The 21,959-nt window shown below is 63.2% G+C and carries 19 protein-coding genes and 1 riboswitch; of the genes, 11 read left to right on the top strand and 8 right to left on the bottom strand.

Features of this window, described 5'->3' with window-relative positions; genetic code table 11:
• Positions 1–3 precede the first annotated feature (3 nt).
• Positions 4–867, bottom strand: coding sequence for a LysR family transcriptional regulator (locus tag IB279_RS09895; protein ID WP_060600832.1), 864 nt, complete (start codon positions 865–867; stop codon positions 4–6).
• Between the two features lie 153 nt (positions 868–1,020).
• On the opposite strand from IB279_RS09895, the gene IB279_RS09890 reads away from it, so the two are divergent.
• The 3 genes from IB279_RS09890 to IB279_RS09880 all read left to right on the top strand — a co-directional run bounded on the left by IB279_RS09890 (position 1,021) and on the right by IB279_RS09880 (position 3,608).
• Complete coding sequence (locus tag IB279_RS09890; protein ID WP_060585013.1) at positions 1,021–1,284, top strand: hypothetical protein; 264 nt, start codon at positions 1,021–1,023, stop codon at positions 1,282–1,284.
• A 366-nt stretch (positions 1,285–1,650) separates the two neighbouring features.
• Positions 1,651–3,024, top strand: a complete 1,374-nt coding sequence (locus tag IB279_RS09885) for a class II 3-deoxy-7-phosphoheptulonate synthase (RefSeq protein ID WP_034795289.1) — start codon at positions 1,651–1,653, stop codon at positions 3,022–3,024.
• Between the two features lie 185 nt (positions 3,025–3,209).
• The gene (locus tag IB279_RS09880) at positions 3,210–3,608 is read left to right on the top strand and encodes a GFA family protein (protein ID WP_060520690.1); all 399 of its coding nucleotides are present in this window, start codon (positions 3,210–3,212) and stop codon (positions 3,606–3,608) included.
• A gap of 3 nt (positions 3,609–3,611) precedes the next feature.
• On the opposite strand, the gene IB279_RS09875 is transcribed toward IB279_RS09880, so the two are convergent.
• From IB279_RS09875 to IB279_RS09855, 5 genes are all read right to left on the bottom strand, one after another.
• Positions 3,612–4,529, bottom strand: coding sequence for a hypothetical protein (locus IB279_RS09875; protein ID WP_181529492.1), 918 nt, complete (start codon positions 4,527–4,529; stop codon positions 3,612–3,614).
• Between the two features lie 183 nt (positions 4,530–4,712).
• On the bottom strand, positions 4,713–6,446 hold the full coding sequence (locus IB279_RS09870; RefSeq protein WP_234824408.1) for a TadG family pilus assembly protein: 1,734 nt from the start codon (positions 6,444–6,446) through the stop codon (positions 4,713–4,715).
• A 1-nt stretch (position 6,447) separates the two neighbouring features.
• Positions 6,448–6,870: a TadE/TadG family type IV pilus assembly protein gene (locus tag IB279_RS09865; RefSeq protein ID WP_034795083.1), complete on the bottom strand. Its 423-nt coding sequence runs from the start codon at positions 6,868–6,870 to the stop codon at positions 6,448–6,450.
• Between the two features lie 280 nt (positions 6,871–7,150).
• Positions 7,151–7,699 (bottom strand): DUF1003 domain-containing protein, encoded by a 549-nt coding sequence (locus tag IB279_RS09860; RefSeq protein ID WP_034795080.1) that lies wholly within the window; start codon positions 7,697–7,699, stop codon positions 7,151–7,153.
• 115 nt (positions 7,700–7,814) lie between these two features.
• The gene (locus tag IB279_RS09855; RefSeq protein ID WP_082572785.1) at positions 7,815–9,743 is read right to left on the bottom strand and encodes an LTA synthase family protein; all 1,929 of its coding nucleotides are present in this window, start codon (positions 9,741–9,743) and stop codon (positions 7,815–7,817) included.
• A gap of 268 nt (positions 9,744–10,011) precedes the next feature.
• On the opposite strand from IB279_RS09855, the gene IB279_RS09850 reads away from it, so the two are divergent.
• The 5 genes from IB279_RS09850 to IB279_RS09830 all read left to right on the top strand — a co-directional run bounded on the left by IB279_RS09850 (position 10,012) and on the right by IB279_RS09830 (position 16,526).
• The gene (locus tag IB279_RS09850; protein WP_034795073.1) at positions 10,012–11,694 is read left to right on the top strand and encodes an NAD+ synthase; all 1,683 of its coding nucleotides are present in this window, start codon (positions 10,012–10,014) and stop codon (positions 11,692–11,694) included.
• A 3-nt stretch (positions 11,695–11,697) separates the two neighbouring features.
• Positions 11,698–12,033: a hypothetical protein gene (locus IB279_RS09845; protein WP_060520695.1), complete on the top strand. Its 336-nt coding sequence runs from the start codon at positions 11,698–11,700 to the stop codon at positions 12,031–12,033.
• 24 nt (positions 12,034–12,057) lie between these two features.
• Positions 12,058–12,885 carry a TolB family protein gene (locus IB279_RS09840; protein WP_112770875.1) on the top strand — a complete coding sequence of 276 codons (828 nt, stop codon included), beginning with the start codon at positions 12,058–12,060 and terminating at the stop codon, positions 12,883–12,885.
• Positions 12,886–13,050: 165 nt separating this feature from the next.
• The gene (locus IB279_RS09835; RefSeq protein ID WP_112770874.1) at positions 13,051–14,787 is read left to right on the top strand and encodes an ankyrin repeat domain-containing protein; all 1,737 of its coding nucleotides are present in this window, start codon (positions 13,051–13,053) and stop codon (positions 14,785–14,787) included.
• 236 nt (positions 14,788–15,023) lie between these two features.
• A complete protein-coding gene (locus IB279_RS09830; protein ID WP_146749509.1) occupies positions 15,024–16,526 on the top strand; it encodes a diguanylate cyclase domain-containing protein in 1,503 nt (500 codons plus the stop codon).
• A gap of 26 nt (positions 16,527–16,552) precedes the next feature.
• Here IB279_RS09830 and IB279_RS09825 read toward each other — a convergent pair whose 3' ends face one another.
• Positions 16,553–17,572: a LacI family DNA-binding transcriptional regulator gene (locus IB279_RS09825; protein WP_034795061.1), complete on the bottom strand. Its 1,020-nt coding sequence runs from the start codon at positions 17,570–17,572 to the stop codon at positions 16,553–16,555.
• Between the two features lie 103 nt (positions 17,573–17,675).
• Here IB279_RS09825 and IB279_RS09820 point away from each other — a divergent pair, with 103 nt between their 5' ends.
• The 3 genes from IB279_RS09820 to bluB all read left to right on the top strand — a co-directional run bounded on the left by IB279_RS09820 (position 17,676) and on the right by bluB (position 20,821).
• A complete protein-coding gene (locus IB279_RS09820; protein WP_112770872.1) occupies positions 17,676–18,869 on the top strand; it encodes a phytanoyl-CoA dioxygenase family protein in 1,194 nt (397 codons plus the stop codon).
• 88 nt (positions 18,870–18,957) lie between these two features.
• Entirely contained in the window at positions 18,958–19,770 is an 813-nt protein-coding gene (locus IB279_RS09815; protein ID WP_112770871.1) for an SDR family oxidoreductase, read from the top strand.
• Positions 19,771–19,867: 97 nt separating this feature from the next.
• Positions 19,868–20,080, top strand: a riboswitch (cobalamin riboswitch).
• A 45-nt stretch (positions 20,081–20,125) separates the two neighbouring features.
• Positions 20,126–20,821 carry a 5,6-dimethylbenzimidazole synthase gene (gene bluB, locus IB279_RS09810; RefSeq protein ID WP_060520702.1) on the top strand — a complete coding sequence of 232 codons (696 nt, stop codon included), beginning with the start codon at positions 20,126–20,128 and terminating at the stop codon, positions 20,819–20,821.
• A gap of 12 nt (positions 20,822–20,833) precedes the next feature.
• Here bluB and IB279_RS09805 read toward each other — a convergent pair whose 3' ends face one another.
• The gene (locus IB279_RS09805) at positions 20,834–21,904 is read right to left on the bottom strand and encodes a DUF2865 domain-containing protein (protein WP_162741277.1); all 1,071 of its coding nucleotides are present in this window, start codon (positions 21,902–21,904) and stop codon (positions 20,834–20,836) included.
• Between the last annotated feature and the right edge of the window lie 55 nt (positions 21,905–21,959).

Below are 21,959 nucleotides of genomic sequence, written 5' to 3'. Positions count from 1 at the left end.
GCCTCAGGCGGAAGCTCCTGCAAACCGCGCCTCCTCGCGTTTGAAAAGATCGGCGAGGCGATCGATGACCGTCCGGACTTCCGGACGGCGCCGGTCGTCGTCGTTTGCCGCGATCCACAACGGATGCGTCAGGCCCTCGATCAATTCGCCTTCGCGCTTCAGGAATGGATCACCTTCGCCGACGAAGGCGGGCAGGACGCCGCGGCCGGCGCCATTGCGGATCAGCCGCACGAGAAGGGCGGCACTGTCGGTCCACGTATGGATCTGCTGCTCGCGGTTTTCAAAGACCCATTTTTCAGCCGGCGAGCTGGCAACTTCGGTGCCAATCGATATCCAGGGAAAGTCCTCGCGCTCCGGCATGTTGCCGGCGCGATAGACGGCATAGGCGATGTTCACCGAGCGGCGCACTGCCACGTTGCCGGAGCGGGGCTGTTCGTACAGGACGGCCACATCGGCCTCTCTGAAGGTCAAGTCGAGGCCGCGATGCGCATGCTTGCAGCAGAAGCGAAAACTGTCGCCAGCGGCGCGGATATCGGTTGAATGATCGGCGACGAAACCTGCGACCCAGGCGTCGCTTGCGACCGACACGATCGGCAGGGCGAAGGCGTCGCGGTGCCAGTCGGAGATATTTGCGGCGGCATTCCGCATGGCACGGACATGTTCGAGGAGGATCTGGCCATCGTGGGCGAGGCGATAGCCTTGCTGACTGCGGATGAAGAGTGCCCTGCCGGTCGCTCGCTCGAGCGCGAGCATGCGGCGGCCGATGGTCGGCGCGCTCAACCCCGTTCGCGTGGCAGCCCCGCTCAAGCCACCCTCTGTCGCAACGTGATAAAACAGTTTCAAATCGTCCCAGGCTGCCTCGGCCATAAGCACTCCATGGCGGTCATCGTCTCGTAGTAGCGCGGGTCGTCCGCCCTGACTTCCGTTCGCGGATGAAAGACGTCTTTCAACGGTGCGCCTACAACGCTGCCGGCGAAGACATTAGGTCTCCGATTGTCTCAAGGCAAAGGAGGCGAGACCATGTTTGAACATTGGGCGGTCATGTGGACGGTTCTGCAGCGTGAACGTCGCCGCGGGTCACGCAACGGCTTGGATGATCCGCTCGACGGACCGGAGTGGCGTGGCCTGCACTGGGTGCTGCCGGCCTTCTCTTTTCTGCTTAACCGGCGCAGATCGGACGCGCGCTTGACGCGTTCCGATGCGCCACTCACCGAACGCACAGGCGCGCGCTGGGACGTGAGGGCCAGCCATTGCCGGCCGCAAGCCGCCGGGCACGATCGCTGAACAATCTGTCGCCTATCTTGGCGGCGGCTGTAGCATCAGGGATGCCACTATCCCATTGAAACTGCGCATCGTTCTTTCGATATAGGGAGCAGGACTTTCGGGATCGTGCGCTCCGCGGAAATATCGTTGCGCCCCGGGCGCCCTGCAAAGCAATGAATTCTGGTAGGATGGCTTTCCAAGCGTTTCCTTAACGTCTATAAGCCCGCATTCCGCGGCGTTTCCGGCTGGGCGGGCACGAGGCTTGGCCAAGTGACCGGGGCAGGGCGAGCGGATGTTGAGTGAAATTTCAGAATACCGGGCGGCCGCCATTGGCCGTCAGGGCGTGACCCGCGCGGTTGGATCCGCGGCAGACAACAGGTGATCGAAATGGCACAGACTTGGACTCCAAACAGCTGGCGGCAGAAACCCATCCAGCAGGTGCCGGAATATCCGGACCTGGCAGCGCTTGAGGCGACCGAAGCGCGCCTCGCGAAGTATCCGCCGCTGGTGTTTGCGGGCGAAGCCCGTCGTCTGAAGAGTGCCCTCGCCAATGTCGCCGAAGGCCGCGGCTTCCTGCTGCAGGGCGGCGACTGCGCCGAGAGCTTTGCCGAGCACGGCGCTGACACGATCCGCGACTTTTTCCGCGCCTTCCTGCAGATGGCCGTCGTTCTGACGTTCGGTGCACAGCAGCCGGTGGTCAAGGTCGGCCGTATCGCCGGCCAGTTCGCCAAGCCCCGCTCCTCGGGTATCGAGAAGCAGGGTGACGTGACGCTTCCGTCCTACCGCGGCGACATCATCAACGGCATCGAGTTCACCGAGGAAGCGCGCATTCCGAACCCGGAACGCCAGATCATGGCTTACCGCCAGTCGGCTGCGACGCTGAACCTTCTGCGCGCGTTTGCGATGGGCGGCTATGCCAACCTCGACAACGTGCACCAGTGGATGCTCGGCTTCGTCAAGGACAGCCCGCAGGCGGAACGCTACCGCAAGCTTGCGGACCGCATCTCCGAGACCATGGACTTCATGAAGGCGATCGGCATCACCTCGGAAAACCACCCGAGCCTGCGCGAGACCGATTTCTTCACCAGCCACGAGGCGCTGCTGCTCGGCTACGAGCAGGCGTTGACGCGCGTCGACTCGACCTCGGGCGACTGGTACGCCACGTCCGGCCACATGATCTGGATCGGCGACCGTACCCGCCAGCCTGACCATGCGCATATCGAATACTGCCGCGGCATCAAGAACCCGCTCGGCCTCAAGTGCGGTCCGTCGCTGACGGCCGATGGCCTGCTGGAGCTGATCGACCTTCTGAACCCGGCCAACGAAGCCGGCCGCCTGACGCTCATCTGCCGTTTCGGCCATGACAAGGTGGCCGAGCATCTGCCGCGCCTCATCCGTGCGGTCGAGCGCGAAGGCAAGAAGGTGGTCTGGTCCTGCGACCCGATGCACGGCAACACGATCACGCTCAACAACTACAAGACCCGTCCGTTCGAGCGGATCCTGTCGGAAGTGGAGAGCTTCTTCCAGATCCACCGCGCCGAGGGTTCGCACCCGGGCGGCATCCATATCGAGATGACCGGCAACGACGTGACGGAATGCACCGGCGGTGCGCGTGCGCTTTCGGGCGACGATCTCGCCGACCGTTACCACACCCATTGCGATCCGCGCCTCAACGCGGACCAGGCGCTGGAACTCGCCTTCCTGCTCGCCGAACGCATGAAGGGCGGCCGCGACGAGAAGAAGATGGTCGTCAACGGCTGATCTAAATCTCTGGCATTGTTCAGCTTTTCTGAACGTCGCTTGGATGCTTTGAATTTGACAATGCCGGGCCGGCTCTGGAAGCTGGCCCGGCATTTTCGTGTCTGGAGCAGGGCGCGGCGCGGGCTGTGGCTTGCGTCGGCACGCTCCATGGCAGGATCGAGGGGTCATGAACTTGGGGAGGGGCAATGCAGGACATTCATCACGGGGGCTGCCTTTGTGGCACCATTCGCTTCAAAGCGCGCGGCGAGCTGCGCGAGCTGATCTTCTGCCACTGCAGCCAATGCCGGAAGCAGACCGGGCTCTATTACGCCGCCACCAACGTGCAGGACCAGGACTTCGAGCTGAAGGGCGCGGAAAACGTAACCTGGTACAGGGCCAGTGACAGCGCCAGCCGGGGCTTTTGCCGTCAATGCGGGTCAGCGCTGTTCTGGAAGGCGGACGGTTCGGATTACACCTCGATCCTCGCGGGCGCCTTTGACAAGCCGACGGTGCTGAAGCCGGGCTACCATATCTTCTGCGAAGATCAGGGCGATTTCTACGAGATCAAGGACGACCTGCCGAAATTCGCAGCCGGCCGCGTCTGAGGTTCAGGCCGGCGGGTTTGCCGCCTGTCGCTCGGCCTGCTCGAAGCCATTGGCAAGGCCGGCAAGCTTAACTGCCTGCCATTGGCAATATTCCTCGATCAGCCGCACACTCAACCAGAACAGGCCGCGCTGCCCCTCATCGGCTCTTCCAAGCAAGCCCAGATCCTGGGCCCGCGTGAAGATCCGCCGGATATGGGTGTTCGAGATCATGTAATGCGTGGCGAGATCCGAGAGGTTCGCCTCCAGCCAGACTTTACCATCGACAGACTCAAGGCTCTTCGGCCGCGCCATGAGATCGTCGAGCAGGAGGCCACCGCACTCGGTCCAGACGAAAGCCGCGACACCTTCCGGCGGCTGGGTCCACCGGCGATCCGAAAGCAGCAGGCGGGCGGCGATCGGCTGAGCCCGTTCGAAAACGGTGCGGTCGGCTTCGACGCGGGCGACACGGCCTTGGCCGTCGAAGCGATCGAGCGTTCCCATCTGGCTCATGAACCAGCGCAGCATGGCGCCTTCGCTGATTTCGGTCGGCTCTAGCGGACGGATCTTCTTGCGACCCCGGCCGCCCTTCGCGTCGCGCAAAAGCTTGTAGGTCAGCAGTTCGGCGATGAAGGCAGCGGCGGTATTGCGGCTGGCGCCGCCGGTCTCATGGATGAACTTGAGAAGGCGGGCGGTCGTAACTCCCGTTTCGGGATTGCCGGGCTCACGCTCGAGATGCAGGGCGTAGACGGCCTGGCTGAGGGTCCATTTCTGGTGGGAGGCGACTAGGCGAGCGATGCGGGGAAACATGTCGTAGGCCGCCATCAGATCGCGCGCGCTCGCCTGGAGCACGTTGCGTAACTCCGGATGACAAAGAAAACCTTCCGCGGTGAAGGCGAGCGAGCCATCCCGCGCAGCGCCTTCCTGCTCTGCCATCACATGCATCTGCTGCGCACACCCCCAATGCTTGCGCGGCCCGCCAAGTGAAGGGCACACTCGGTGCCCCGCCGGCCAGCCGCGCTCAGCTGCATTCCTTTTACTAGGGCTACCTTGTGCATAACGTGTCAGCAACCGAATTTGTTCAACGGGGCGTTGACGGTGGCCGTCGAACGCCCCGTTTGAACGGGTCTACTGCACGAGGACCGGCGACTGGCACTTGACGCCGGTGACGCGGACATCGGCCTCGCCGACCCGTACGCCGACGAGCAGCAGAAGGTTGTAGAGCAGATCGTCGACCGGCTTGGTGACGGCTCCGAGCGTTTGGGCCAATGCCTGCTGCACGATGGTCGGGCTGCCGAGCGTCAGGAACAGGACCTGTATGTTCAGGTCGAGATTGTTGAGGAGCGTTTGCGTCGTCGAGGTCAGGATGTCCTTGGTCGAGACCGTCTTGATCGACCGGGCCGCGACCTCGGACGGGCTGAAGCTCAGGCGCGTCGGCTTGAGGTTTTGCGCCTCGACATGGGCCAGCGCATCGATCTTGACCACCAGGGCGTCCACGAGTTTGGCTCTTTGAACCCGCGCGTCTGACGAGAAGTTGGACAGGACCGCCGGATCGACGTCGCCGATGGCGATTTCGGCAATGCCGGGCACCGCATCGACGCTGACCGAAGCATTTTCGGGCGTGCCGCCATAGCACCTGATGTCGGCGAGCTTGGCTTCCGCATAGGCGAGTTCGACATAGATCGGCAGGCGGATGCGAATGCCGGCAAGGGCGGCCAGGCCATCGACGTTGACTTCGACGGCAAGGCGGGTCTGGGCGGTGCGTATTGCTGCGCCGGGCGTGCCAAGGCGGTGGCTTGGTGTTTCGACGGGCGGCTCGCCGATCGCAAGCTTGACCTTGGCAGATGCGATCCCCGGAAGGCCGGCCACGGCATTGAGGGCGATCTGGTTTTCGCCATTGGCGATGGCTGCAGCCGCCGACACGATCTGCAGCGCGCTTACGCGCATCGCCCAATCGGAGCCGGCGTCGACCTGCAGGCTCTTCTTCGGATCGAGGTTGAGGATTTGCGCCAAGGTGAAGGTGCGCTTGTCGTTCGAGGTCGAAAGCTCGATGCTCTTGAGTGCGGCCGTGACCGTTCCGGACAGGCCCTGGACGAGCCGCATGGAGGCAAGCAGCTGCGGCATCGTCAGGTTTGCCTTGAGCACGTCTTCATAGGAGGCAGCCGTCAGGTTGAGCCTGGTCGCAATGATCTTCAGGAAGGGCTGGATATCGATATCGGCGTCGATGAGCGCCTGGTAATCCATGACCTTGAGCGAGATCGTCGTTCCGAGCATCTGCCCGAGGATGGAGTTGAGCAGCCCATCATTGAGGCTTGCAAGACGGGAGCCTACGGAGAAGGCCGCGATCTTCGAGCTCGCCGCCGTGCCGTAGACGCTGAGGTCCGGCGGGGCGCTGAAGATCGAGGCGAGGAAGATGTCACCCTTCCTTTCGAGCATCACCTGCACGGCGTCCGTGGGCGTGGCGTCCTTGATAAAGCGCTGGCCGGCATCGACCGACGGATCGGGGACGTAGCGCCCGCGCGTTACGGTCGCGACGCCATCAAGCTTGGCGGTGCTGATGTCACCGGGCGGCAGAGTCTTGCCGTCGATGGTCAACAAACCGTTCGGCGTCGATACGCCGTAGTTCAGGCCATTGTTGGCGAAGTGATTGAGCACGGCCTTCTCGGCGGCGGAGACGTTGGCCGCTGCCGCGATCGCAGCGAGATCGACCGAAGACTGCATTTCACGCTTCTGGACGGTTAGGTAGCCGTAGTCGATCGCAAGGGCCATGGACGTGATCACCAACGGCATGGCCAGGGCGGCCGAGATACCGATATTGCCGCTACGGGCTCGGGCGAGGGAGCGCATGGGTTTCCACAGCATATCAGACCCCTCCGATGCGGATGGTTGCGAAGCGCTCGATCTGTTCGCTCGGCATGGCGAATGTGAACAGGTTGAAGATTGGCAGGTCGCCGGCGTCGTATTTGATTCGGACGGTGAACTGGTTTGCGTTGTTGGCGTCGTCCCTGACGGTGACGGTCATGCGCGACGACTTGATGAAGGCCTGATCCATCGTCGTGCGACGGATATAGTCGGTCGCGAGCCGTTCACGCTCGGTTTGGGAGAGGCCGGCGATGGCTGTGCGGGCGGCATCGGCAGCAATCTGCTGGATGGAATGGGCGGCACTGAGATAGACGCCATAGGCGATCAGGGTCAGCACGCACATGAAGAAGAGTGGTGCTATTATTGCAAATTCGATCGCAGCGGCCCCGTCCCGGCCGCCTAACAGGCGCTTGAAGTTGGACATTGCAGCATCTCCGCGTACCCACGTTGCTGTATTTCTCGAATGTCCCTGCACCCATAACGTGATCCTCAAATATTAATTTTTTCATACTCCGATAAGTTGTTGAATCCCAATGAATTTCGCGAATGTTGCAAAATGTGTATTCACAGTTGAATTAGTATTTATGAAAATGAGCTAGTTTTCGCCTGTCGCGGCGGCTGCGCGCCCGCGTCCGGGCGCCGGATCCGCGCGAGGGCAGGCTTGCCTATCGCCAGCGCATCGTCCCGGTTCGGCCCGGGTCCGGTCACTCCTGTCCTGGGGGCGTGCGATAGCGTTCGAGCTGCCGGTTGAGCGTCGCCAGGTCCGCGCGCAATTCGGAGATCTCGCGCAGCAACACGTCGTCGACCTTGTGATGCAGCGCGATCAGTTCGACTTCCGACTTGAGATTGACTTCGTAATCCTTCGAGGCAGCGAAGCGGTCGCGCTCCGCCTGGCGGTTCTGCGACATCATGATGACCGGCGCCTGCAGCGCGGCGAGCATCGAAAGCATCAGGTTGAGGAAGATATAGGGGTAGGGATCGAAGGCGCCGGTGGCGAGCAGAATGGTGTTCAGCAAAACCCAGAAGACGAGAAACCCGCAAAAGCCGATGATGAAGCTCCAGGAGCCGCCGACGCGGGCGATGTTGTCTGCGAGCCTGTCGCCGAAGGAGAGCCGTGCCGTGAAGGCGGCATGTGAATCGGTGGCGAGCGTGCGTCGGTCCCGGGCATGGGTAAGAATGCGGCGCTCGATCTCCCCGAGCTCGCTAAGCGGCTTGCCGAAAAGCTGTTTCGATATGTCATTGAAGTGCGGCATGGCGATCTCCGGAGTTGGCCGGAGACAATCTAGCGCGTCAGCGCCGCAAGGAAATCAGGCGGTACGCGAAAATGCCGCAAGGACCGGAGCGGTTGCTGGCCGCTCCGGTCTTCGATCAGTGGGTTTCGACGCTGGCGAAGAGATCAGCGTGTGACTTGAAGAACCGGTCGGTCGAGAAGCGGTCGCCGAACATCATGTCGTGCTGCAGGAAGCGGTAGTCACGCAGGAGTGCCGGCACCTTCGGCTGGCGCGACCACTCGGCGACTTCCTTGCCATTCTTGCGGATCAGCATGTAGCGGTCGACAACGCGGTACTGGTCATACACCTTGCCGAGGAAGCCGGTGTAGTAGGGGTGCTCGTAACCGGACTGCTTGAGGATCTGATAGGAGAGGAAGGCCGGGCTGATGGTGCCGACGTTCTTCTTCGGGCCAGTCTTGTTCGACCAGACGACGAGCGGCGTTTCATGCTGCGCCTTCATCTGCTCCTTCGAACCTTTGCGCTCCGCCGTCACACCCTTCATGAAACCGGTGCTGGTATAGACGGTGTTAAGCGGCGGCAGATGGTCGCCAAAAAGCACGATAACCGTTTCGCGATCGCGGTTTTTGGCCCAGTCCATCAGCTTCTTCAGGCTGTCGTCAGCCTCCTTGATGCCCTGCGCGTAGGTGGCAAGCACCTGGCGGTCGGCCTCGGGCAGGTCGCCTTCGACCTTGATGGTGTTGTTGGCGTAGCGGTTGGCCTCATAGGGGCCATGGCCCTGGAGTGTGACGGCGAAGAAGAAGAACGGGTCGTCCATCGCGTCGGCCTGGCGGATGATCTCGTTGGTCAGCGAGTCGTCCGAGGCGAAGATGCCGCGCTTCTGCATCGGTGGCATGTTCTCTTCCGACTTGAACATGTCGAAACCGAAGGCCTTGTAGACGGCGGTGCGGTTCCAGAACCAACTCTGGAACGGATGGATGGCGCGCGAGACGTAGCCTTCGCCACGGAAGAAAGTGGCAAGCGACGGGATCGGATTGCGGATGTACTGCTGGTACGGGATGCTGCCGTAAGGCAGGAACGCGTTGGAGAAGCCGGTCAGCGCCTCGAACTCGACGTTGGCGGTCATGCCGCCGAACTCCGGCGAGAAGACGTTGCCCGACTGCATTTCGCGGATCGTCGGCATCGGGTCGGGCGACAGCTTGACGTTCGGCAGGCGGGTCGGATCCCAGAAGGATTCGCTCATCAGCACGATGACATCGGGCTTGCCGCGGTGCGAGGTGCCGGCGGGAAGCGGCTTCACCGGAATGCGGTCGATCGCGTCGGCCATGTAGCCGGCGGGCGCGCTGACATTGGCCATCGGCAGGTTGATCGCAAAGGCGAGCGCAAAGCCGTTGTGCTTATAGTTCTCGGTCTGGTCCCACATGATCGGGATGACCTTCAGGCGATCACGGATCCAGGAGAACTGGTTGTAATCCATGATGTTCCAGAAGGCGACGAGCAGCGGCAGCGCGAAGGCCAGGCGGGCGACACGCTCGCGGGTCGTCAGCTTCGGGAAGGTCCGCCAGGCAAAGCGCAACAGGAGGGCGATGGCGACGACGGTGGCAACCAGGCCGACGGCGATGCCGACCGCCGTCCACGGACGGTCCTTCACCAGCACGGGCATCAGCTCCATGATCTGGCGGCCGAACAGGAAGTCGGTCGGATAGAGCGGATCGGACAGGAACACCTGCTTCTGCTGGCAGATGACGGCCGGAAGAAGTGCCAGCGGCGCGATCACCACGGCGGACTTGTGCTCGCGGCCGAAAATACCGTCGACAGCGAGCAGAATGAGAAAGAATATGCCGATGGTCGTCAGCGCCGGGCGCGTCGGGTCGAGGACATAGGAAAGGGTGTCGGTCAGCGACTGACGGACGATCAGTTCAACGGCGAAGACAAGGGCAGTTGCAACGAACAGGGAGAACAGGGCGCTGCGCGTGGAAGCGAGCGTCTTGGCGTGCCGTGCGGCGAAGCCGGGTCGGTCGGCATAGACACGTGAGCCTCGCGCGACAGCGGAATCGATACTGGCCAACATATTCTCCAATTTCATAAATGCGTCGTGTAACTGTCATACGCCCGTCATTTTGAACAGGGGATGAATGGTTTCTCAACGGGAATGGAGGGTGGCTTTTCGTGGCGTGAAGCCGCACGAACGGCCCAGTATAAGGACCGGGAAAAACAGAAGTTTTCGGTTTTTTTCGCGTGGCTGCGATTGGCTGTGGGTATTTTTCCGCAGATTGCGCTAAAGAACATTGCGAAAGTCAGATGCAATCGTTCAGGACAGACCGACAGGCCCGCTCATGACCGCCCATAAAAACGCCCCCTCGCTCCTTCGTATCGCCGTTGCCCAGCTCAATCCGACCGTGGGCGACATCGCCGGAAACCTGGCCAAGGCGCGTGAGGCGCGCGCCGATGCGGCGCGACAGGGCGCCGATCTCCTGCTTTTGACGGAGCTGTTCATTTCGGGCTATCCGCCGGAAGACCTTGTTCTGAAGCCGGCCTTTCTCAAGGCCTGCCTCCAGGCCGTCGAAAAGCTGGCCGCCGAGACGGCCGATGGCGGCCCGGGCGTCATCATCGGCTTCCCGCGCCTGTCGAAGACCGGCCGACATAACGCCGTGGCAGTACTCGACGATGGCAAGGTGATCGCGATTCGCGACAAGGTCGATCTGCCGAACTACGGCGAGTTCGACGAGAAGCGCGTCTTCGATCCGGGCGAGATGCCGGGACCGGTCAATTTCCGCGGTGTGCGCATCGGCATTCCGATCTGCGAGGACATCTGGGGCGATCTCGGCGTCTGCGAGACGCTGGCCGAAAGCGGTGCTGAAATCCTGCTGTCGCCGAATGGTTCGCCCTATTATCGCGGCAAGGTCGACGTGCGCCATCAGGTCGTGCTGAAGCAGGTGATCGAGACGGGCCTACCGATGATCTATGCCAACCAGCTCGGCGGCCAGGACGAACTGGTCTTCGACGGCGCCAGCTTCGCCTTCAACACCGACAAGTCGCTCGCCTTCCAGATGAGCCAGTTCGAAGAGGCGATCTCGATCGTGGAGTGGAAGAAGGGCGAGAGCGGCTGGCATTGCGAGCACGGCCTGAAGTCGCGCCTGCCGGAGCGGGAGGAGGCGGATTACCGCGCATGCATGCTCGGCTTCCGCGACTATGTGAACAAGAACGGCTTCAAGAATGTCGTGCTTGGCCTCTCCGGCGGTATCGATTCCGCCATTTGCGCAGCGCTCGCCGTCGATGCGCTCGGCGAGGAGCGGGTGCGCACGGTCATGCTGCCCTACCGCTACACCTCGCAGGAATCGCTGAAGGACGCCAAGGAATGCGCCGAGGCCCTCGGCTGCCGTTACGACATCGTGCCGATCTCCGAGCCGGTCGAAGGGTTCCTCAGCGCACTCTCCGATACGTTCGAAGGCACGGAATCCGGCATCACCGAGGAGAACCTGCAGAGCCGCACCCGCGGCACGATCCTGATGGCGATCTCCAACAAGTTCGGCTCGATGGTGGTGACGACAGGCAACAAGTCGGAGATGTCGGTCGGCTATGCCACGCTCTATGGCGACATGAACGGCGGCTTCAACCCGATCAAGGACCTCTACAAGATGCAGGTCTATGCCATCTCGAGCTGGCGCAATACCACGGTTCCTCCGGGCGCGCTTGGTCCTTCCGGCATCGTCATTCCGCAGAACATTATCGACAAGGCGCCTTCGGCCGAGCTTCGTCCCAACCAGACGGACCAGGATTCGCTGCCGCCCTATCCGGTGCTCGACGACATTCTCGAATGCCTGGTGGAAAAGGAAATGGGGACGGACGAGATCGTCGCCCGCGGCCATGACGAGGTGACCGTTCACCGGGTCGAGCATCTGCTCTACATCGCCGAATACAAGCGCCGGCAATCGGCGCCGGGCGTCAAGATCACCAAGAAGAACTTCGGACGCGACCGCCGCTACCCGATCACCAACCGCTTCCGCGACCGGGGCTAGGCGATGGATATCCTCTCCGAAGAGACGGACGGCCGACAGGGCCGTCCAGATTTTACGGACGAGGAAATCCGGCTCCTGCGACTGTGGTCGGCAAGCGACGTTTCCGCCGGCCGGCAGCTTTCGGCGCAGATCGGCTATTTCGCGACGCCTGCGATCTTTGGGGTCTATGGCCTTGCGACCGGAAGCCTCACCGTCGTCGGCGTTGCCTTCATCTGCATCCTGCTCCTGCTGGCCTGGGGTCTGGTCACCACCTGGCGGGACCGACGCGATTCCGTTCTGATGCAATCGGTCTGTTCCAAGGTTCTGGCGACCCTGCCGGCGGGTGAAGACAAGAAATAGCGGCCTCGTCCGGGAGAGAAGAGCATGCGGAGTTCCGTCGAGATCCATGACATCGCAACAGGTGAAACGCGGGTTGTCTGGCAGACGGACCGGCTGGTCGAGGCACCGAACTGGTCGCGGGACGGCTCACATCTGATCATCAACGGTGACGGCAGGCTCTATCGGCTTGGCCTTGATGGTTCCGAACCGGTGGAGATCGATACCGGTTTTGCGACGCTCTGCAACAACGACCACGGCCTCTCCCCGGATGGCACCACGATCGCGATCAGCGACAAGACCGAGTTCGGGAAATCGGCGATCTACCTGCTGCCGGTCGAAGGCGGCACGCCGCGGCTCGTCACCCGCAACCTGCCTTCCTATTGGCACGGCTGGTCGCCCGACGGGAACACGGTGACCTATTGCGGCATCCGCGACCAGGTCTTCGACATCTATACGATCTCCGTCGACGGCGGCGAGGAGCGAAGGCTCACCCATGGGGAGGGCCGCAACGACGGGCCCGATTGGTCGGCAGACGGCGAATGGATCTATTTCAACTCGAGCCGTACCGGCCAGATGCAGATCTGGCGGATCCGCCCGGACGGCAGCGACGTCACGCGCATCACCGACAGCCCCTATGGCGACTGGTTTCCGCATCCGTCGCCTGACGGTAAGCACCTGCTGGTGCTTTCCTATGACGGCGACGTCTTCGATCATCCGAGGGATCTCGATGTCCGGTTGAGGCTGATGGACCTGGACGGCGGCAATGCCCGCATCCTGTTCGAGCTCTTCGGGGGGCAGGGAACGATCAACGTTCCCAACTGGGCGCCCGCAGGCGATCGTTTCGCCTTCGTCCGCTACGGACCGGAAAGCTGACCGCGCTGGACAAGTATATCGAGGCCATGCTAGCGATGAGGTCGTTCGCAGGGCACATCCGATCCGCGGGAAGGGCAAGGCCCACCTGTCTCACTGAACTTGGTTGCCACACCTCTTTTCAGTCTGTGGGCGCGGATACCGGACGTGAATGAAAGGAGGTCTTTCATGATCACGCGCGATCTTTCCGCGAACATTACCCTCGATGCGATCCGCAAGCAGGCCAAGGCCTTTTTGAAGGCCGTCAAGGCTGGCGATGCCAGTGCAAGGCAGCGGGCGCTTCCCTATTTCTCCGAACCGACCGCAATGGGCCTTCAGGATGCCCAGCTGGTGCTTGCCCGCGAATTCGGCTTTGCCAGCTGGACGCGGCTGAAGCGGCATCTGGAGAAAGCCGAGGCCGGCACGCCGTCGACCGAACAGGTCGCAAACCGCTTTCTCGCTCTGGCGACAGTCTCCTATTTCGGCGACGTCGCTGCCGATCCCGAGCGGTTCGCTCAGGCACTCGACCTTCTCAAGGACCATCCTGAGATTGCCGGGGACAACATTCACGTGGCCGCTGCGCTCGGCGACGCCGCGGCGATCGACCGCTTTCTCGATCGCGACCCGAAACTCGCAGAGAAGCGCGGCGGTCCGTTCGACTGGGAGCCGTTGCTCTACGCCGCATATGCCCGCGTTCCCGGCCGCTCGTCGCTGCCGGCGGGCGCCCGCCTGATTGCGCGCGGGGCCGATCCGAACGTTTACTGGCTCGACGACGGCCAGTATCGTTTCACGGCTTTGACCGGCGTCTTCGGCGAGGGCGAGGCGGGACCGGAGCGGCAGCCACCGCACCCGGATTGCCTTGTCTTTGCGCGGCTGCTGCTTAATGCCGGTGCCCGAGCCAATGACAGCCAGGCGCTCTACAACCGGATGTTCGAACCGGACAATTCCTGCCTCCAGCTGCTTCTCGACCATGGCCTCAATGCCGACGACCGCAACAACTGGCTGGTGCGCAACGATGGCGGGCTGGTCGAAAATGGCGAACGCGTCTTCGACTATCAACTTGCCTGGGCACTGGAAAAACGCATGTCCGATCGCGTCCGGCTGCTTGTTGCGCACGGCGCCGACGTCAATCGCCCGATCAAGGGGCGCACGCCCTATCAATGGGCGGAGCTCGGCGGCGATCCGGCACTGGCACAATACCTCGTGTCGCGCGGCGCGACCGAAGCACCGCTGGAGGATGTCGACCGGCTGGCCCGTGCCGTTGGGGAAGTGAAGGCCGACGAGGCGAGGGAACTTGTCGATAGGGATCCGACACTTGTCGCTCGAACCCAGGCTGCACACCCCGCCATTCTGCACGAGGCGGCGGGTGAGGACCGGCATGACGCCGTGGCGCTGATGCTCTCGCTCGGCTTCGACGTCAACCGCATGACCTCGCGCACGCCGTTGCACGAGGCGGCGCTGCATGGGCATGTCGCGATGGCGAGGCGCCTGCTCGATCACGGCGCCGATCCCTTGGCCCGCGACCCCTACCATCATGCACCGCCGATCGGCTGGGCCAAATACAACGGCAAGGACGCGATGGTCACTTTCCTGAAGGATCAGCCGCTCGACATCTTCGCAGCTGCGTCCTTTGGCGTGGCCGCGCGCCTCGCCGACATCCTCGACCGGCAGCCGGATCTGATCGAAACGCCGTTCGGCACGTTCCGCGGGCGCGGCAGGCCGGAGCCACAGCACGACTGGATGACGCCGCTTGCCTTTGCCGTGATCAACGGGCAGGCAGGAACGGTGCGGCTGCTTCTCGAAAGGGGCGCGAATGCACGCGTGCGCGATGGCGCCGCCGGCCCGTCGATACGCGATCTTGCCCTGGAGCAAGGCAATGCCGAGATCGTCGCCTTGCTGCGCGCTTCGGCGGCCGCGCCGCAATAGGATGCGCAGAGGGAGGCGCGGGCAGTCGCCCGCGTTCTCCTGATCCCCGCTGCGACCGCTGATTGTCGGGCGATTCAGCCGGTTGAAATCGTTAAGTATTTTATCACCAGCTTATTTAAGCCAAACTTCGATTTTGGTCGCTAGGGTGCCGGCAGTATCGGCTGCCATCGTTGCGCATCGCACCTCCACAAGTGCTAGTATGCCCGGCAGGGCCGGTACGGACGAGGGGGACTGGCGTGGTGGAAAAGGCGTTGCGGCAGGCAAAGCGGGACAAGACGGTCTGGGCGATCCATGCCGCCTGTACCTTGGTCGCGGTCCTGATCATTGCAAGCCTCATCTATGTCCTCGACCGGTCCGTCACCGAGGCCGATCGCTTCGGCCTTTCGGCCGAGCGTCGGCTTGTCGCAAACGAGCTGCGCCACCAGATGGATGCGGTCGTTCAGTTCCAGGCGCAGGTGTCCTTCTGGGACAAGACCTACGAGGAGCTGGCGACGGGGCATGTCAGCGAGAGTTTCGTCGCCGACGAGCTTTCGGGCTGGCTTTGGGAAGACTACGGCTTCTCCTGGATCATCTTCACGGATCCGGCCCGCACCGTTTCGACGGCGCTCAAGGACGGCGCATCGGTTCCGGCAGAGGTGGCCCGCGTGCCGCTCGACGAGGTCGACGATCTCGTAGACGAAGCCAAGCGCCGCTACGACAATGCGCTCAGGAACAACGACGGCACCTACAATCTCGATGTCACGACGCCGGATGCGCAGTCCGTGATGCCGGCCGTGCCCGGCATCCACGCGGTGGACCTGCGCGAGATCGGCGGGCGCATGAGTGTTGCCGTGGTGCAGGCGGTCATCCCTGAGACATTGGTGGTTCCGGCGGAACGGCGCGATCCGGTGCTCATGGTCGCCGTTCGGCCGGTCACGCCGAAAATGACGCGCGAGATCGCGGCACGGCTGGGTATTCGCGGGCTGGCCTTTGTTCCGCTCAACGAGCGGCCTGCAGGCAGTGCCTATGCGTCTGTCGGGCGCTGCTCCGATTCGTCCTGTCTCGTGGCCGCCTGGGTGCCGAAATCGCCCGGTGGGTTCGTCCGCGCGGAGCTGTTGCCGAGCGTCATTATCATGGCGATCATCGCAGCACTGCTGATGGCCTTCGTGGCGCTGCGGTTCTCGACGCTCTTTGCCGCCCTGCAGCAGAGCGAGGCGCTGAACCGGCATCTTGCCAAGCACGATCGCCTGACGGGGCTGATGAACCGCAGCGGCTTCGACGACATGCTGGCGGCAGCCCTGTTGCGGGCATCGACGCATCCGTTCACGCTCGTCTATGCCGACCTCGATGAATTCAAGGAGGTCAACGATCGCCACGGCCACGCCGCCGGCGATGCCGTGCTGGTGGCCATGGCCGAGCGCTTTCGCAACCGGGCTGGCCCGAAGGGCACGGTCGCGCGGCTTGGGGGTGACGAATTCGCGGTCATTCTCGGCGATTGCAGCGAGGCCGACGCCCGCAGCCTGACGGCCGGCCTGATCGCCGACGCGCAGACGCCGGTCGCTTTCGAGGGCCAAATGCTCGTTGTCGGCGGCAGCGCCGGCATCGCCTTTGCGCCGCGGCATGGTCTGACGGCACGCCAGTTGCTGCTGGCTGCGGACGAAGCGCTCTATCTGGCCAAGCGGCGCGGCCGCAACCGCTTCGAAACGGCGGACGACATGGTGTTGCCGGCCGAGAAGAATGACGGCCAGTCGGCGGCCTGAACGCTACCCGCGGATCGGCAGCAGCGTTACTCCGGAACATTGTAGGGCGTGATCACCACCACGGCGGAAAGCTGCGGGCCGATTGCCGGCGCCTGGGCGCCGGGCCGCAGCATCATCGTGCGAAAGGCGGTGCGCGCATCGGTCCTGAGGTCGTGATGCAGCACGAAGTGAATGCGCCGTTCCCGCAACAGCGCCAGATTGTCCTCGTCGAGATCATGGGCGATGTAGAGCGCGCAGTGACGCTCGAGGCGCTCGAAGGCTGCAAGGACGGAGCGGTTGCCGCCACCGATCGAATAGGCCGCGTTGATATCGGGATTGGCCGAGAGCGCCGCGTGAGCCAGGCGGCCGGTTTCGCTGTCGCGGCCGTGGCCTTCGCTGATCTCGACGATCCGGATTGCCGGATAGCGCTCGCGCAACACCCGGCGAAAGCCGATCTCGCGTTCCTCCTCACCACGAAAGCGGCCGCTCGAAAGGGTCACCAGCACAGTTGCCGGCGCGCCGGAAAAGCGCTCCCCGAGGAGGTAGGCGGCCGTTTCGCCCGCCGCCCGGTTGTCGGCGCCGGCATAGGCCGTCCGCTGAGAATGGGGCAGGTCGGTTACCAGCGTCACGACGGGCGTACCGCCCATCTCGAAACGGGCGACTGCGGCGACGATCTCGGGCACGTCCGGCGCCTTCAACACCAGGCCGTCGGTCCCGCGCAGCCGGATTCGGTCGAGCAGTTGCACGATCTCCTGCGGGCGCATCGTCTCGGCGAAGTGGAACCGGCAGCGAAAGACGGTGGGCGCGAAGGTCATCGCCTCGCTCTCGAAGGCGCGACGCACCGCATCGGTGAAGCGTTGTGGCGACTCCATGACGATATCGATCGCAAACTTGCGCCCCTGGATGTCGAGGCCGGCCTGCTGCTTCTCCAATTCCTCGATGGCTGCGCGAACCCGGGCCTCCGTCTGGCGGCGCACGCCCGGCCGCTCGTTGAGCACGCGATCGACGGTCGCGGTGCTGAGCCCGGCCTGAAAGGCGATGTCCTTGACCAGAAACGGATGGGCCATCGCCTTGCTCTCCTGATGGATTTTTGATGGATTCTTGCTCTATATCATGTTTTGCCGCCGCCTATAGTCGTGTTCATCAGGATGTTCCAGAGGAGGAAACGCGATGAAGACCGACAACAAAGCGCGCCAGCGGATCGACCGCGTCTGGCTCACCGAAGAGGCTTGCGATCTCGAATCGTTCCGGGCGGAAGTCGAACGCCAAACCAGCCTGTCCGACTACCCCCATGCTTCCGGCTGCGAAAAGAATATCCTGATTTATGACAGCGCCGCGCTGATTGCGGCGTGCGGCGATGCCGAGGCGCGGCGTTCTGTTCTGGCGGAGATCTGCGAGGTACTGGCGACCGGGCCTGGCGTGGCGGTCTTCAAGCGCGCCTTTGCCGATACGACAGCAATCGACGTCGCAAGCGGGGTCTTTGACGCCATCATCGAAGAGCAACATCGAAGCAACAGCGGCGGCGGCGATCACTTCGCCAAACCCGGCGCCAATGACCGCATCTGGAACTCGCTGGAAAAGCACTGCCTGAACGCGCCGGAGAATTTCGCCTCCTATTACGGCAATGCCGTCATAGCGCTCGTCAGCGAGGCTTGGCTCGGGCCGAACTACCAGATGACGGCGCAGGTCAATCGCGTCAATCCTGGCGGTGCGGCGCAATCGGCGCACCGGGATTATCACCTCGGCTTCCAGACCGCGGCCGTGATCGAGCAGTATCCGGCGCATGTGCACAGGCTTTCACCGGTGCTGACGCTGCAGGGGGCGGTTGCCCATTGCGACATGCCGCTCGAAAGCGGACCGACGCTGTTCTTGCCCTATAGCCAAACCTATGTGCCGGGCTATCTGGCGCTCAACCGGCCGGAATTCCGCGCATATTTCGACGCACACCACGTGCAGCTTCCGCTCGAAAAGGGCGACGTTGTCTTCTTCAACCCGGCGCTCTTCCATGCCGCCGGCACCAACCGCTCCCGGGATATCCGCCGCGTGGCCAACCTGCTGCAGGTGTCTTCGGCCTTCGGTCGCGCAATGGAAACCGTTGACCGACTGACCATGAGCGCGACGCTCTATCCGGCCTTGCGGGCCTTGCTGGCGGGCGGGACGCTGACGCAGGCGGAAGCGGCCAACGCGATCTCCTCCTGTGCCGAAGGCTATTCGTTCCCCACCAATCTCGACCGGGATCCGCCACTCGGCGGGTTGGCGCCGAAGACGCAGGCGCAGTTGATGCGCGAGGCGCTCACTGCGGGGACGGGCGAACAAGAGTTTCTCTCGGTGCTGGAGGCGCAGGCGAAGCGCAAGCTGAGCTGACGAGCGAGTTACAATTTGACAGGCTCCCGGTGTGTTTTAGCCGGGAGCCGCAGCCGTTTCAAACGATCATTTCCGAGGGAGGAATTCGATGAGTGGACAATTGCAAGGCAAGATCGCCATCGTCACCGGTGGTACGCAGGGACTGGGCGCGACGATTGCTGGCCTTTTCGCCGAGCGCGGCGCTGAAGGCATCGTCATCTGCGGCCGCAACGCCGCCAAGGGGCGGGCGAAGGCCGAGCAGATCGGCAAGTCAAGCGGTGCGAAAGTTGTCTATGTCGAGGCCGATCTTGAAAAAGTAGAGGACGCCCGCAAGGTGGTCGCCGCTTGCGACGCGGAATTCGGCCGGGTCGATGCGCTGGTCAACGCCGCAGCTATCACCGACCGTGGCACGATCCTCGACACCACGCCCGAACTCTTCGACCGCATGTTCGCGATCAATGTGCGCGCGCCGTTCTTCCTGATGCAGGAGGCGGTGAAGATCATGCGGCGGGAGAAGACCGAGGGCACGATCGTCAACATCGGCTCTATGTCGGCGATGGCCGGCCAGCCGTTCATTGCCGCCTATTGTTCGTCGAAAGGCGCCCTCGAAACGCTGACCAAAAACACGGCTTATGCGCTTCTTCGCAACCGCATTCGCGTCAACGGGCTGAATATCGGCTGGATGGCGTCCGAAGGCGAAGACCGCATCCAGCGCGAGTTTCATGGCGCGGCGGCCGATTGGCTCGAAAAGGCGGCGGCCGGCCAGCCTTTCGGTCGGCTCGTCGATCCGGCCGAAGTGGCGCGGGCCTGCGCCTATCTGTCGTCGGCCGAGTCCGGGCTGATGACCGGATCGGTGATTTGCTTCGATCAGTCGGTCTGGGGCGCCTATGACGGTTCGCCACATCCGGTCGCTCCGCTTTGAGGTGGAGGTAAACGACTAAGCTCGACAGTAGCCGGCGGAAAGTGGCGTGCCATGTCCCGGCCGGGTTGGCGCCGCTTGTCTTTCTCAAACGGCTGTGCACTTAGTGCCGTCGTCAGGTGCCCGCGAAAGCGGGAGAATCGGGAATCCGGTGTCATTCCGGAACGTGCCCAACGCTGTGACGGGGACGATCGCGTCTAAGAGAGCCTTGAATTGATTCAAGGTTTTGCCACTGGATCTTCAAGCGATCTGGGAAGGCGAGGTGATCGGTTGAACCGAAGTCAGAAGACCGGCCTGGCGAGATAGACCGAACCCCGCGTGGACGGCGGGAGGTTTTCGCATTGTTGGGGATCGAACGATGCTGACTGAACCGAAGGGCGGCCTTGCGGCTGCCGGCGCCTTTTCGTTGCCAGAGCGGGAGGCCGTCTACCGTGCCATCGAGACACGTCGCGACGTGCGCGATGAATTCCTGCCCGCGCCATTGCCGGATGATCTGATCTTGCGCCTGCTGGCCGCTGCGCACAGCGCCCCGTCCGTGGGCTTCATGCAGCCGTGGAACTTCGTGCTGGTGCGGGCGGAAGAAACGCGTGAGCGCGTCTGGCATGCGTTTCGCCGCGCCAATGACGAGGCCGCGCTGATGTTCGAGGCGGAACAACAGGCCAAGTACCGTGCGCTGAAGCTGGAAGGCATCCGCAAGGCGCCGCTCAGCATCTGTGTCACCTGCGACCGCACGCGCGGCGGTGCCGTCGTACTCGGGCGCACCCACAATCCGCAGATGGACGTCTATTCCACCGTCTGCGCCGTGCAAAACCTCTGGCTTGCGGCGCGGGCCGAAGGGGTGGGCGTCGGCTGGGTGAGCATTTTCCACGAGGCCGAGATCAAGGCGATTCTCGGCATCCCAGATCATATCGAGATCGTTGCCTGGCTCTGCCTCGGCTATGTCGATCGCCTCTATCAGCAGCCGGAACTCGCCGTGAAGGGCTGGCGCCAGCGCCTGCCGCTCGACGAGCTGGTTTTCGAAGACGGATGGGGACGCAGCAAGGAGAAGGCGTAAGGCCTCGTCCGATCAATTCTGGACCGGCTGATAGGCCGGTCCCTTCGGATGCTTGAGGTCGATGGCGGTTTCTTCCTGCGGCAGGTAGGTCGGGCCGACGACGCGAACCTTGTTCTTCGACGGATCGTAAGGCCGCTCTTCGGCCGGCGCCTTGGCGGTATTGCTCGCCGCTTCCGGCTTCTTGGTCTCGATGACGATGATCGACGACTGGTCGTCACCGATCTTCGTTCCGTTTGCCTTCGGTGTGGTCGAGGCGGTCTGGGGTATCTGGCAGCCGCACTGGCCGGGTTTTCCGACAGCGCGGGTGCGATAGGCAAAGGCGTTGGGCATTTCGGTATAGGGACGGCCGGTCACGGCCGAGACCATCTTGTCGCTCTCTTCCGTGTTGAGGTCGTGAAAATAGAGCTCGGTCTCAGCCCCCGGGCAGCGCGCCCGACAGGCCTGCTCGTCGCGCGGGAAATCGGCCGGCGTCGCATCTGAAGAAACCGGGAAAAAGGCGCCGTCGCAGGTGCGCACGCACATGGTTCTGAGCGTGCCGCTATAGTAGCGCTCCTGCGGCGCGTAGCCGTCTTCGCCGCGGCCGAGCATCGGGCCGTAGGCGTCTTCCGGCGGCAGGTCGGCAACGATGTTGCGGTGGCTTTCCGGCACGTCCGGTTCCACGCTTGCGAACTCCTCGCGGTCGCCATAGCAACCGTTGATCTCCAGCGCGGCGAGGATGCGGCGCCGGCTGTCGTCGCTGCCGCCGGCGACGATCTGCTCGCGCTCGGACTTCAGCATGCGCAGATTGTCTTCCATCTCGGCGATCAGGCTGTTGAGGCCGTAGCAGGTGTCGGGGTCGCCGCCGTCGAAGCCAATGGCGTTGCCGCCACCGCAACCCGCGCGGCGGCGGTCGTTCTTTGCCCGCCGCAGCTCGATATTCTGCCGCGAGATCGCGCTTGCGTAGTCGCGCGCATCGGCATTGCTGGCGACGTAGTCAGGCAGTTGCGCGAGCCGCGCGTTCAGTCGGTCGCAGGCCGTCGATGCCAGTGACGGACCGGCACCGATCATAACCAGAGGCACAAGGGCCGCAGCGACGTGTTTCATGCGCGTGAACACGGGCGAAAGTCTCTTCCTGTTGCCAGGTCGGCGCCGACCTTCT

This window comes from Ensifer sp. ENS06 (assembly GCF_014852205.1).
Lineage (GTDB): Bacteria > Pseudomonadota > Alphaproteobacteria > Rhizobiales > Rhizobiaceae > Ensifer > Ensifer adhaerens.
Note: the sequence above shows the minus strand (reverse complement) of the source record. Positions and strands in the feature narration are given on the sequence as shown.

Coding starts and splice junctions, on each gene's coding strand:
- IB279_RS09895 (WP_060600832.1), bottom strand. CDS start 867: ATGGCCGAGGCAGCCTGGGACGATTTGAAACTGTTTTATCACGTTGCG.
- IB279_RS09890 (WP_060585013.1), top strand. CDS start 1,021: ATGTTTGAACATTGGGCGGTCATGTGGACGGTTCTGCAGCGTGAACGT.
- IB279_RS09885 (WP_034795289.1), top strand. CDS start 1,651: ATGGCACAGACTTGGACTCCAAACAGCTGGCGGCAGAAACCCATCCAG.
- IB279_RS09880 (WP_060520690.1), top strand. CDS start 3,210: ATGCAGGACATTCATCACGGGGGCTGCCTTTGTGGCACCATTCGCTTC.
- IB279_RS09875 (WP_181529492.1), bottom strand. CDS start 4,529: ATGCATGTGATGGCAGAGCAGGAAGGCGCTGCGCGGGATGGCTCGCTC.
- IB279_RS09870 (WP_234824408.1), bottom strand. CDS start 6,446: ATGCTGTGGAAACCCATGCGCTCCCTCGCCCGAGCCCGTAGCGGCAAT.
- IB279_RS09865 (WP_034795083.1), bottom strand. CDS start 6,870: ATGTCCAACTTCAAGCGCCTGTTAGGCGGCCGGGACGGGGCCGCTGCG.
- IB279_RS09860 (WP_034795080.1), bottom strand. CDS start 7,699: ATGCCGCACTTCAATGACATATCGAAACAGCTTTTCGGCAAGCCGCTT.
- IB279_RS09850 (WP_034795073.1), top strand. CDS start 10,012: ATGACCGCCCATAAAAACGCCCCCTCGCTCCTTCGTATCGCCGTTGCC.
- IB279_RS09845 (WP_060520695.1), top strand. CDS start 11,698: ATGGATATCCTCTCCGAAGAGACGGACGGCCGACAGGGCCGTCCAGAT.
- IB279_RS09840 (WP_112770875.1), top strand. CDS start 12,058: ATGCGGAGTTCCGTCGAGATCCATGACATCGCAACAGGTGAAACGCGG.
- IB279_RS09835 (WP_112770874.1), top strand. CDS start 13,051: ATGATCACGCGCGATCTTTCCGCGAACATTACCCTCGATGCGATCCGC.
- IB279_RS09825 (WP_034795061.1), bottom strand. CDS start 17,572: ATGGCCCATCCGTTTCTGGTCAAGGACATCGCCTTTCAGGCCGGGCTC.
- IB279_RS09820 (WP_112770872.1), top strand. CDS start 17,676: ATGAAGACCGACAACAAAGCGCGCCAGCGGATCGACCGCGTCTGGCTC.
- IB279_RS09815 (WP_112770871.1), top strand. CDS start 18,958: ATGAGTGGACAATTGCAAGGCAAGATCGCCATCGTCACCGGTGGTACG.
- bluB (WP_060520702.1), top strand. CDS start 20,126: ATGCTGACTGAACCGAAGGGCGGCCTTGCGGCTGCCGGCGCCTTTTCG.
- IB279_RS09805 (WP_162741277.1), bottom strand. CDS start 21,904: ATGAAACACGTCGCTGCGGCCCTTGTGCCTCTGGTTATGATCGGTGCC.